This window comes from uncultured Mucilaginibacter sp. (assembly GCF_903913935.1).
Classification (GTDB): Bacteria; Bacteroidota; Bacteroidia; order Sphingobacteriales; family Sphingobacteriaceae; genus Mucilaginibacter.
The window spans coordinates 22,362-33,731 of sequence record NZ_CAIWNH010000529.1 but is presented as its reverse complement, the minus strand read 5'-3'; the positions used below and the strand labels follow the sequence as shown (position 1 = coordinate 33,731).

Genomic DNA, 11,370 nt, shown 5'->3' with positions numbered 1-11,370 from the left:
TGTTTTGTCGATAACAGCTTCGCCGATTTTCTGACCATCAACAGCAAGCTCATTCAATGCTTCCAGGGAAGCAGGGTTGTTTTCAACGGCAACGGTAGCGATCGCGTTAGCAAAAGCAATAAATTCAGCGTTTTTAGCCACGAAATCAGTTTCGCAGTTCAATTCGATAATTACACCACGTTTGCCATCAGCCGAAGTACGTGCGATAACCACACCTTCGTTTGATTCACGGTCCTGGCGGCTGGCAGCCACTTTAGCACCTTTTTTTCTTAAAAAATCAATGGCAGCTTCAAAATCACCATTGGTTTCAGTTAAAGCTTTTTTGCAATCCATCATACCCGCACCAGTTTGCTGGCGCAGTTTGTTTACGTCGGCTGCAGATATTGTTACTGTAGACATTGTTATGTGTTTTTAATGTTGTAGTATTTGTAAATGATATAAGGGCTGCAAAGGTTGTAAGGGTTTTAAATTTACAACCTTTACAACCCTTACACCTATGTATTACTCAGCGGGCTCAGTTCCGGTTTCAGCGGCAGCTTCAGCAACGGCAGCGTCAACTTCTGCAGTGCCTTTACGTGCTCTTTTGCCACCTTCGTTCGGTGCCCGTTCAATCGTTACTGCTTCAGGAGCATCAGCTTTTGCTTTCGCAACTGCTGCTTCTTTCTCAGCTTCGTCTTCTTTTTCGCGTTTGCGTTCTTCCAAACCTTCAACAATCGCCTGGATGATGATACCGGTGATCAATGAAATTGATTTGGTTGCATCGTCATTTGCAGGGATAGGGAAATCGATGTTTGAAGGATCAGAGTTGGTATCCACCATCGCGAAGGTAGGGATATTCAATTTTAATGCTTCAGAAACAGCGATGTGTTCCTTTTTAACGTCGATCAAAAATAAAGCTGCAGGTAAACGGTTCAGGTCAGAGATGCCACCTAATAAAGTTTCCAGTTTAATACGCTCGCGCTGTATCATCAGCCTTTCTTTTTTCGAAAGGTTTGCATAAGTACCGTCTTTGGTCAATTTATCGATGTTTGACATCTTTTTGATCGACTTGCGTACGGTAGCAAAGTTGGTTAACATACCACCTAACCACCTTTCGGTGATAAAAGGCATGTTTACCGTTTTTGCATAATCAGCAACGATATCTTTCGCTTGTTTCTTTGTAGCTACGAATAATACTTTACGTCCTGACTTTACAATTTGTTTTATAGCTGCAGCAGCTTCTTCAACCTTGGTTAAGGTTTTATTTAAATCGATAATGTGGATACCGTTGCGCTCCATAAAAATGTACTGCGACATTTTTGGGTCCCATTTGCGGGTAAGGTGACCAAAGTGTACACCTGCATCCAGTAAATCCTGATATGTTGTTCTTGCCATTTTGTTGTCCTCCTTTGATTAACGTTTACTGAATTGGAATCTCTTACGTGCTTTCTTGCGACCTGGTTTTTTACGTTCAACCATACGGTCGTCACGTGTCATGATACCTTTAGCGCGCAGGGCTGGTTTCTTTTCAGGGTCGAGTTCAACGATAGCTTTCGCGATGGCTAAACGAACGGCTTCTGCCTGTCCTTTTACGCCACCACCTGCAACGTTAACTTTTACATCGAATTTTCCGGTTGAACCAGAAACTTCAGTGCTTTGCATAACGATGTATTGTAATGGCAATGTTGGAAAATACTCCTTGTAATCTTTACCGTTTACGGTAATTGCACCGGCTCCATCTGTTAAGTAGATGCGTGCAACTGCTGTTTTTCTTCTGCCCGAAGTGTTAGTTGTTGGCATTTTTTCTTTTCTCCTTAAATTAAAAGTTAAATGGTTGTTGGGTTTTGTGCTGCATGAGGATGCTCGGCGCCCGCATAAACATGCAGGTTACCAAATAATGCTTTGCCCAAACGACTTTTAGGTAACATACCACGCACGGCTTTTTCAATTACGCGTGTTGGATGCTTTGCCATTAACTCCTTAGGAGAAATGAATTTCTGACCACCCGGATAGCCGGTGTACGAAACATACTGCTTGTCGCTGAATTTGTTTCCGGTCAGTTTTACCTTGTCTGCATTGATAACGATCACGTTATCGCCGCAGTCTACGTTTGGGGTAAAGTCTGGCTTGGTTTTTCCACGGATGATCATGGCGATCTTCGTAGACAAGCGCCCCAAAATCTCGCCCTGTGCGTCAACAACAACCCATTGCTTGTTAACGGTCTTCTTATTGGCTGAGACAGTTTTGTAACTTAACGTATTCACTTGCTTTAAATTAAATTAATTAAACGTTTATTATACCCCGCATTTTCGGGACTGCAAAGATAGGGCTTTTTGTTTAATTGTCAAATGGTTTTTGTGATTTTGGATTGCACCGATTGTTTTTGTTGATTGCACCGATTTTGTGTTTAAGGATTACATCGATTTTTGAGGATGATTTCACCGATTTGGTTCGACGGATCACTCCTATTTTTGTGGTTGATTTTACCGGTTAGGACGGAGGGGTATTTGTTGGCGGGTGGCATATTTGGGTTATGTAGAGACGCGATGCTTCGCGTCTCCTATGTTGTTTGACAGTTGGAAGGTTTTTAGGTTGGGATTTTGGTGTGTTGGTTAAATAGGGTTTAGGGAAAGGGATAATTGGTATTTCGTTTTTTACTTGTATATTGAATAGGTTATGCGTTTTAAAATATGAGGCACTTTTCGGTTATATTGGCTATATTATGTATTCCGTTAGGGGGTTACTTGTTTGTTGTTGGCTTTACAGAGCCAATCGATCCTACCGTAAACAATATAATAGTTGTTGGAGGCTTCTTATTAATGGGCGGTGCCGTAACCTATTTATTGGTTCGGATAATTAAGAGTTTTGTGAACTGATGTCTTTGTCACACATCGTGAATAATTCAGAAAGCCTGTTGGCAAGTTTTTACCTGCCTGCCGATACGCTGGCCGTCAACTGATTTTGGGCGTTGCCTGCGGCCCGTGCTATCCGCTCATACTGCGCGAGGCCTTATTCACCGGCGGGTATCCGCTGCTATCACTAACGCTGATCGTCTGAACTCGAATTTTTCACTTATTGTTTGATTTTTTTTTAAAGGTGTTAAAGAAGGCTGCGCCGTTCTTGGAATTAAAGAATTAACAGAATTCAAAAATTCGCTGAATTCTAAAAATTCGAGTTCTGACAAAAAGCCGGGCCGCCATCAGCGTCGACGTAAAACAACGCATCCATGAACTTGCCGCGCAGGGCCCCTCCATCCGCCAGGTCGCCTACTACCTTCGCATCGACAGTTTAACCCAAAGGGTGTTGGTGAAGTTGAAGGACGGGAGGGGGGGGGGGGTAAAACTCGGCCTTTGATCTTGGATTGATCGGAACGCTCAAATTGTTGTGTGTCCAAGTGGCACACTTGGACAGGCAGGGGGTAAAACTCGGCATTTGACTTTGGTTTGAGCGGAGTCTTGCACATTCAAATATTTTAATATAATTTAACATCGCTAATCGACTATCTTAATCGTATGACTTATTCAACCAAATTCGGTTCGCGGTAATGCGCAATAGCAATGATTTCGCCTTTAAACTATTGTTTTTTATCCACTTTTACAAAAGTGGATTTTATTCAACCAATTTAGTACGCCACAAAGAAAAATGAAATATATCGGTGTTATTTTACTTTTCTGGTTAAATATCAATCAGGTAGGACAAGACTTATATGTTTGTAAAAACGCAAGGATCACTCTTTTTTCCAGTGCATTAATTGAAGATATCAAAGCAGTTTCAACGGATGGAGTCTCAGTATATAATCCTGGGACGGGCGAATTATACTTTAGTGTTGGAATAAGTACGTTTCAGTTTGACAAGGCATTTATGCAGCAACATTTTAATTCGGATTATATGGAGAGTGATAAATACCCGAAAGCCATATTCAAAGGTCAAATACAGGAACACATCGATATTAGTAAAGACGGTACTTACGCAGTAAGTGCTGCCGGTGACCTTACTGTACATGGTGTATCCCAAAAAAGAACAGTTCGGGGCAGTCTGATAGTTAAAAATGGCATTATTACGCTGTCATCGGAGTTTATGGTGAAATGTGCTGATCATCATATAGATATACCTCAAATTTTATTTTATCATATTGCCGAGAATATTAAAATAACTGTTTCGGCTACTTACAGTCTTTATAAAATCAACCCATCAAAATAAATATCAGGAATGAAGAATTTTTTTACATTATTAGCCTTTCTTATAGTAAGTACGGGGTTATTGGCTCAGAAAGCCGACTCAATAAAAAAAAGCACCTCTGCCGATTCATTATTCAATGCGATGAACAGTGATAACAAACACGAACCTGTTGCTATTTTTGAATCTTCCAGGCTTATTTTATCGCAAAGCACCGAAACGATTAAAAAGAATAATTTTAATGTCCTGATAATGCATCGTTTTGGCGATGTTGGCGGGGACGACGGCAGCGGCAAATCTCTATTTGGCCTTGACTATGTTGCTGATTTGTATATCGGTTTTGAATATGGACTAACAAATAACCTGAATATCGATATCGGGAGGAGCGCAAAGCCCGATGAAGGGGGACTGATCAGTCTTGAGGTGAAATATGCTTTACTGCACCAAACAAGTGACGAAAGTTCACCATTTGCACTGACTTTGATAGGGACAACCGGTATTAGGCCATACGGCGACTTTGACAGATTTAGCGACCGTGTATCGTATTTTGCACAGGCCATTATTGCCCGAAAGATTTCACGCAGATTGTCTTTACAGGTAGCGCCTTCATTTGTACAAAATAATTTGCCGCTACCAGACACCCTCGGAAGTAAGAAAGGGTTTTTCTCAGTATCTGCCGCCGCGCGGCTGAAGGTGACTAAATTAATGAGTATAATTGTTGACTATGCGCATCCGTTTTCTTCTTTCAGAAACAGCAGCAGGTTTAGCGACCCCCTTGGATTTGGTATCCAGTTAGTAACCGGTGGCCACGTGTTTACGATGAATATTACAAACGCCAGAACGGCTAACGAAATTAATTATTTAAGCAATACCACCGCAGATTATTTAAGAGGAAATTACAGGATCGGTTTTACTATAGCAAGACTGTTTGATTTTAATCATAGAGAGAATTATCAGCCGAGAAGATAATTATTAAGGCAACTTTATTATTAGATTGGAAATTAGAGTTTTTGAAGAGGACTGTTTGGAAGTGCGAATAAAAAACAAACAAATAGTTATTATTAATAAACCTCTTCCAGCTCTATTGCATCCACTTTTTCGTTGTTTTGCCTCAAAACCAGGTCCAATTCGGTGGAGGATATTTCCAGCAACCTTAAGAATTCTTCCCTTTCATGATCGCTTGCCTCTTTAAGTAATGAGACTAAGCTAAGAATCGAACAAAGTGGTTTTCGGAGTTCATGGGAATTTGACCAGGCGATTTGCAAAAGAGCCTCATTGGACGTTTTAATCTTTTGATAGGCATCCTTCAATTTTCTCTCTTTTTCAATCAGCGAAGTAATATCTGTCGCCATTACCAGGTTGCAGTGCTGGTTAGTAAATAAAACAGGATAAGAAACAATAGATACGATAAAAGTTACTCCTGTGGCTTTTACATGTTCCCTAATGCCCGCAAGTTGAAATTCTTCATGGGGTTCATTTATATAGTCTTTAAGTATAATGTAGTCAGCTTGTGAGTTGATATCATTAACGGTCATTTTTAAAAACTTTTTCGTGCTGTATCCGTATTTTTCAACGGCTGCTTTATTAACCTTAACAAACCGCAATTTTTCATTATATATCCAAAGGGGATTGGGATTGGATTCAAATAGTTGCCGGTATTCTTCTTCTGATTTGGTTAGTTTACGTTGCTGATTTTTAATTTTAACATACAAAACATAGCACATAATGATTACGAAGATTAAGTCATTTAAACTCCGATAGGAGTCCTGTTCGAGTGGTGCTAAATGTCTTAAAAATAAGGTTATAATAGGGTTACTGAATAAAGCCCAGCAAATACCGATTATCAAAAAGAAGGTAGGGATTTTTGCCGATTTAAACATTTTTGATTTAGAATGATTTTTTATATAATATTTTAACGTAAAAAAAGTGTTGAAAGTTACTTTTTTAAAGAATGTGATTTACAGCTCCCTCTTCTTTTACTATTTCCCTGCAGTACTTTCCCCACTACGGACGAAATGCCTGGAGACTCTGTCACTTTTCGAACGTTTCCCATTCCCTTGCCTTGCAACAACGCAATAAAATGCAACGGCCTTATGGTCAGTCTGCAGCGTCATTCATCACTTGCATTATTAAACTAAAACGCTATCTTTAGGCAAACCAAACCGCCCTGTAAACCAATGCGATATCCGTTTGCGGGCTACAATATACAACCAATATTAACCTGTAATCTTTTTATCACATGGCACATCAATGCAATATTTCTATCAGCAATGCTCATAACCCATTTGCGCTCACTTTGCAAAGCATCTCGTACGAAGGCAGTTTTAGCAATGTGGTGCCCGCCGGGGCGACCATACAAAACGGGATGCAAATACCGGCAGGCGGTACATTGAGTTTTGTGTTAACCGGCGGCGATATTGAGTCAGCATCGGCTACCCTGGTGTGGTTAACCGGTACTGCCGAAGGCAATACGCAAGCCGAAATTACTATGACGTTTGCAAACAAAAGCATCCTGCTGTTAGGCAATAAGGTTGATTTAAGCGTGGCGCCGGCAGGCACCAACTCATCTTCGGCTTTGCCCGCTTATGGCGTTTCTTATTTCTACGCTTCGTCGGGTAACGGTGGCCCCAGGGGCCGCGATCATATCAATAAAACCGGGGAGCATTCGCCGGTTAACGCAGACTACGCTGTGGTAGCCAATAGCTTTGTTGCACAACCTCCTGCAACGCCTTTTTTGCCGGGGATAACCAATGTAGTGATGCTGATGATGGAAAACCGGTCGCTGGATAACTTGTTGGGACAAATATATGCGTCGGCAAACCCCGCCCATGTTTATCCCGAAGGCAGCGCGCGGGCGTATGATGGCCTGCCGCTTACGTTCAGCAACGCTTTACCCGGCCAACCGCCTGTAGTTGTTAGCCCGGTGCCCGAAGGCCAATGGGAAGTTCCGAATCCCGATCCCGGTGAGCCCTGGTACGATGTGAACCAGCAGGTTTTCAATATTCCGCCTACCATTGACAATCCATACTCCACACCTCCTGAAGGTGCTATCCCTGATATGGAGGGCTTCCTGGCAAATTATAAAATCCAAACCGACGCATATAATAAAAAATACCATAAGAATAGCGACCCGGCGCAGATCATGCAGTATTACACGCCGGCCCACTTGCCGGTATTGAGCAAACTGGCCACCAGTTACGCGGTAAGCGATGCCTGGTTTTGTTCGGTGCCTTCGCAAACGTTTTCGAACAGGGCATTTTCTATTGCCGGTACGTCGAATGGATTTGTCGATAACTACAATAAATACGGGGAACATCCGATAGATACCATCCAGCCCAGCATGCGCAGCATCTTCCACGTGTTAAGCAATAGCGGTAATAACGATTGGGGGATTTACTGGCACCGGCATGCACTTGAGCCCTTACCCATCACCGCCGAGATCTTCCCACAGATAAGGGACCTGATGATAGAGAAATCCGGTAACTTTAACCAACTAAAAACATTTTATGACACCATAGATGAAGGAGGTACTTTGCCTGCATTTTGCTACCTGGAGCCCGTATTTTACCCGGAAGTGGTGCTGGGCAAAACGCTTGTTTCAGCCAGCGATTATCATCCGCCCTATAACGTTTGCCCGGGCGAACAGCTACTTGCCCAGGTTTATAATAAGCTGGTGAACTACAAAAACTGGGATACTACCCTGTTTATTGTAACCTTTGACGAACATGGCGGCACGCTTGACCACGTGACGCCCGGCCCAACCATTGCCCCTGATGAAATGACTGATTGGTCGGGCTTTACCTTTAACAGGCTGGGCGTGCGCATACCTACACTGCTGATCTCGCAGCGTGTAGCACCAGGTACGGTATTCCGTTCGCCGGGCACCGGCAGTGCAGATAATGTTCCTTTTGACCATACCTCTTTTGTACGAACCATCCTTGGCTGGCAGGGCATTGATGTAAGCGGCGGTGTAATGGGCGCGCGCGCCATACAGGCGCCCGATTTTTCGGGCGTACTTGCAGACGGCCCCATAAATAACGCTACCGTTATACTTGAGCCGCTGAGCTGTCCCAATACCAATGCCGATTTGCCGCTCAACGACCTGCAAAAATGTATGCTGACCATGCTGGCCCGCTACATCAGCGGCGCCGAACCGGGTAGTGATGAACATAAAAAAGCAGCTGATGGCCTGGCCGCTTTTAATACGGTGAATGAACTGACGGAGTACGTGAAGAAGGCAATGCGAGCTATTTAGTATCAGTCGTCCGTAGTTTGGAAACTACGGACGACTATGCTCGATTAGTCCTCTTATGCTGTTCCATATTTGTAAACCCAATACAGGATTAATCATCAAAAAGTGTAAACCTTTTTCAGGACGTGACACAAAAATTCGTCCTGGTGAAAACATGGGAGAATTGATTATCAATCAATTACATGATTGCGCTCAAAAATGTCGATTTCGATATGTCAAGTGGAACACATGTCCCTGCCCCCGCCCCTTTTGTAACAAAACCATGGATATTATTAAATACTTTGTATTTTGCCTAAGTTTACAACTACTAATTTATTTATTGATATGCCCGGATATTTAAAAGTTAACAGTTATTTATTAATGGCTGCCGTTATAGGCGGCTTCGCGGCCAGCTCGTGTAAAACCAAGAAAGAGGCAGAAACGCTTACCGTTAAAACCACTACACCCAACGGAACGACCACCACAGCCACCGTTGGCAAAGACAAAAAGGAAGGCATTAAGAAATTCAGCGATGTGATCCCTGAAAAGACCAAGGTTGACAAGGGCCTTTTTAGTACCTATAAAGTAGAGAATAAGTATTATTACGAGATCCCTGATTCGCTGCTGGGCCGCGAGATGGAAGTGATCACCCGTTTCCTGAAAACACCGCCCAATTTGAAAGTATTTGGACAGCAATATGGTGGCGAAGAAGCCAATGACCAGGTTTGGAAGTGGGAGCGCCATGATAAACAGATCTTTATCAGGGTGCCCAGCTACTCGATCAGGGCCGACAGTACCAGTGATATGTACAATTCGGTAAAAAACTCCAATCTGGATGCTATCCTGGCTTCGTTTGATATCAAGGCCTATAATAAGGATACCACCGGGGTGGTGATCGATGTAACGGATTTTTACAATGGCGATATAGCCGCCATTGGCATAACAGATGAACTGAAAAAGGCTTATAAAATCTCGGGGGTTGATAACAGCCGCTCGTATATCGATACCATTAAAAGCTTCCCGATAAACATTGAAGCGCGTACACTGAAGACCTACCGCGCGGGTGAGTCGCCAACAGATAACAGCAACGCGGCCATAACCTTTGAGTTTAACACCTCGATGCTGCTGCTGCCAAAAATACCCATGAAGCCGCGTTTAAGTGACACCAGGGTTGGCTTTTTCGGCCAAACACAAACTGATTACAGCACCGATGCCCAAAAGGCACAGGTTACTTCCTATATACACCGCTGGAAACTGGAGCCAAAGGATGAGGCTGCCTATGCCCGCGGCGAACTGGTTGAACCAAAGAAACAGATCGTATTTTACATTGATCCGGCCACACCTAAAAAATGGGTACCCTACCTCATCGCCGGTATTAACGATTGGAACGTAGCCTTCGAAGCCGCCGGTTTTAAAAACGCCATTGTGGGCAAAGAAGCGCCAACGCCAAAAGAGGACCCCGAGTTCAGCACTGAAGATGCGCGTTATACCGTAGTGCGTTATTTTGCCTCGGATGTGGAGAATGCCTACGGCCCGCATATTTCGGATCCGCGGACAGGCGAGATCCTGGAAAGCCACGTGGGTTGGTACCATAACGTGATGAATTTGCTGCGCGACTGGTATTTTGTACAAACCGCCGCAGCTAACGGCGACGCCCGCCACGCTAAATTTACCGATGAGCAAATGGGGAATCTGATCCGTTTTGTTTCGTCGCATGAGATAGGGCATACGCTTGGTTTGCCGCATAACTTTGGGTCGAGCTATGCTTACCCGGTTGATTCGCTGAGGTCAAAAACTTTTACCGACAAGCATGGTACCGCGCCATCGATAATGGATTATGCCCGCTTTAATTATATCGCACAGCCAGGCGACGGGGTAACCCACTTTTATCCGCAGATTGGCGAATACGATAAATGGGCCATTAAATGGGGTTATACCTGGCTCCCCGGCAAGAAAACACCAAAACAGGACAAAGAGACGCTGGATGAATGGGTGAAGGAAAAGGCCGGTAACCCTTTGTATTACTATGGGCGCCAGGGTACGATGATCGACCCACGCCTGCAAAGCGAGGACCTGGGCGATAACGCCATGAAGGCAGGCGCTTACGGCATAGCCAATTTAAAACGCATTTTGCCTAACATAGAAACATGGACCTACCAGAAAGGTCAGGATTACAGCGATCTGCAGGAATTATACCTGGAAGTATTAACCCAGTTTTACCGCTATATGGGCCACGTGGTAACCAACGTTGGCGGCATGAACGAAAACTTTAAAACGTATGATCAAAACGGACCCGTTTATGATTTTATAAGTAAAGATAAGCAGCATGATGCCATCCTGTTTTTTAATAACCAATTATTCACTACCCCGTCATGGCTTGTCAACAGCCCCGAATTAAGCAAGTTTGACAATGGCGTGATGGTAAATCGTATTAAAAGTGTGCAAACCGCTGTATTGAACAACGTCCTTTTCCCACCTCGACTGTCCAGAATGTATGACAATGAGACAAAAAATGGTACTAAAGCCTATACAGTGGCCGACCTTTTTAATGACCTGCGTGGCGGAATCTTTACCGCCGGCAAACCGGATGTATATAAAAGAAACCTGCAGCGTGCTTATATTGAGGACCTGAAAAGTTTATTAACGGATGATTTTAAGGGCATCCCGGGAATTTCATCAAGCCAGTTGGCTTCGTATGGCATGACGCCAATTAACATGATATTGTCGGATATCAGGCCGATGGTACGCGTAGAATTAAAGCTGATCGATTCGCGTTTACCTAAAGGCGGAGACCCGATCATTGCAGCCCATTATGCCGACCTGGACGCCAGGATAAAAGATGCTTTGAATCCAAATAAACCGGTGATCAATATGCCGGCATCAACGGGCAGAGGAATAACACTTGACCTTCCGGTGGACGAAAACATTGAGCCTGGCAATGGTAGCCGCCCTTAGCATCGTAACGACAGCATATTACAAACAAA

The 11,370-nt window shown here is 43.6% G+C and carries 9 protein-coding genes; 4 read left to right on the top strand and 5 right to left on the bottom strand.

Translation table 11 applies throughout. The features are described 5' to 3' along the window. The 4 genes from tsf to rplM all read right to left on the bottom strand — a co-directional run. The coding region (tsf, locus tag QZY09_RS21340; protein WP_295675881.1) for a translation elongation factor Ts at window positions 1-399 on the bottom strand (399 nt) is incomplete at its 3' end. A gap of 102 nt (window positions 400-501) precedes the next feature. Continuing rightward, window positions 502-1,374 carry a 30S ribosomal protein S2 gene (gene rpsB / locus QZY09_RS21335; RefSeq protein ID WP_295675879.1) on the bottom strand — a complete coding sequence of 291 codons (873 nt, stop codon included), beginning with the start codon at window positions 1,372-1,374 and terminating at the stop codon, window positions 502-504. Window positions 1,375-1,392: 18 nt separating this feature from the next. After that, on the bottom strand, window positions 1,393-1,779 hold the full coding sequence (gene rpsI / locus QZY09_RS21330) for a 30S ribosomal protein S9 (protein WP_295675877.1): 387 nt from the start codon (window positions 1,777-1,779) through the stop codon (window positions 1,393-1,395). A gap of 26 nt (window positions 1,780-1,805) precedes the next feature. After that, on the bottom strand, window positions 1,806-2,243 hold the full coding sequence (gene rplM / locus QZY09_RS21325) for a 50S ribosomal protein L13 (protein ID WP_295675875.1): 438 nt from the start codon (window positions 2,241-2,243) through the stop codon (window positions 1,806-1,808). A 1,378-nt stretch (window positions 2,244-3,621) separates the two neighbouring features. Between rplM and QZY09_RS21320 the strand changes: the two genes are divergently transcribed. Both QZY09_RS21320 and QZY09_RS21315 read left to right on the top strand, forming a co-directional pair. Then, window positions 3,622-4,179 carry a YceI family protein gene (locus QZY09_RS21320; RefSeq protein WP_295675873.1) on the top strand — a complete coding sequence of 186 codons (558 nt, stop codon included), beginning with the start codon at window positions 3,622-3,624 and terminating at the stop codon, window positions 4,177-4,179. 9 nt (window positions 4,180-4,188) lie between these two features. Further along, complete coding sequence (locus QZY09_RS21315; RefSeq protein ID WP_295675870.1) at window positions 4,189-5,124, top strand: DUF5777 family beta-barrel protein; 936 nt, start codon at window positions 4,189-4,191, stop codon at window positions 5,122-5,124. A 92-nt stretch (window positions 5,125-5,216) separates the two neighbouring features. Here the strand turns inward: QZY09_RS21315 and QZY09_RS21310 are convergent, their stop codons facing one another. Continuing rightward, window positions 5,217-5,879, bottom strand: coding sequence for a PAS domain S-box protein (locus QZY09_RS21310; protein ID WP_295675868.1), 663 nt, complete (start codon window positions 5,877-5,879; stop codon window positions 5,217-5,219). A gap of 515 nt (window positions 5,880-6,394) precedes the next feature. Between QZY09_RS21310 and QZY09_RS21305 the strand changes: the two genes are divergently transcribed. Continuing rightward, the gene (locus tag QZY09_RS21305; RefSeq protein WP_295675866.1) at window positions 6,395-8,410 is read left to right on the top strand and encodes an alkaline phosphatase family protein; all 2,016 of its coding nucleotides are present in this window, start codon (window positions 6,395-6,397) and stop codon (window positions 8,408-8,410) included. A 285-nt stretch (window positions 8,411-8,695) separates the two neighbouring features. Further along, window positions 8,696-11,341 carry a zinc-dependent metalloprotease gene (locus tag QZY09_RS21300; protein WP_295675864.1) on the top strand — a complete coding sequence of 882 codons (2,646 nt, stop codon included), beginning with the start codon at window positions 8,696-8,698 and terminating at the stop codon, window positions 11,339-11,341. Window positions 11,342-11,370: the final 29 nt, after the last annotated feature.

Coding starts and splice junctions, on each gene's coding strand:
- rpsB (WP_295675879.1), bottom strand. CDS start 1,374: ATGGCAAGAACAACATATCAGGATTTACTGGATGCAGGTGTACACTTT.
- rpsI (WP_295675877.1), bottom strand. CDS start 1,779: ATGCCAACAACTAACACTTCGGGCAGAAGAAAAACAGCAGTTGCACGC.
- QZY09_RS21320 (WP_295675873.1), top strand. CDS start 3,622: ATGAAATATATCGGTGTTATTTTACTTTTCTGGTTAAATATCAATCAG.
- QZY09_RS21315 (WP_295675870.1), top strand. CDS start 4,189: ATGAAGAATTTTTTTACATTATTAGCCTTTCTTATAGTAAGTACGGGG.
- QZY09_RS21310 (WP_295675868.1), bottom strand. CDS start 5,879: ATGTGCTATGTTTTGTATGTTAAAATTAAAAATCAGCAACGTAAACTA.
- QZY09_RS21305 (WP_295675866.1), top strand. CDS start 6,395: ATGGCACATCAATGCAATATTTCTATCAGCAATGCTCATAACCCATTT.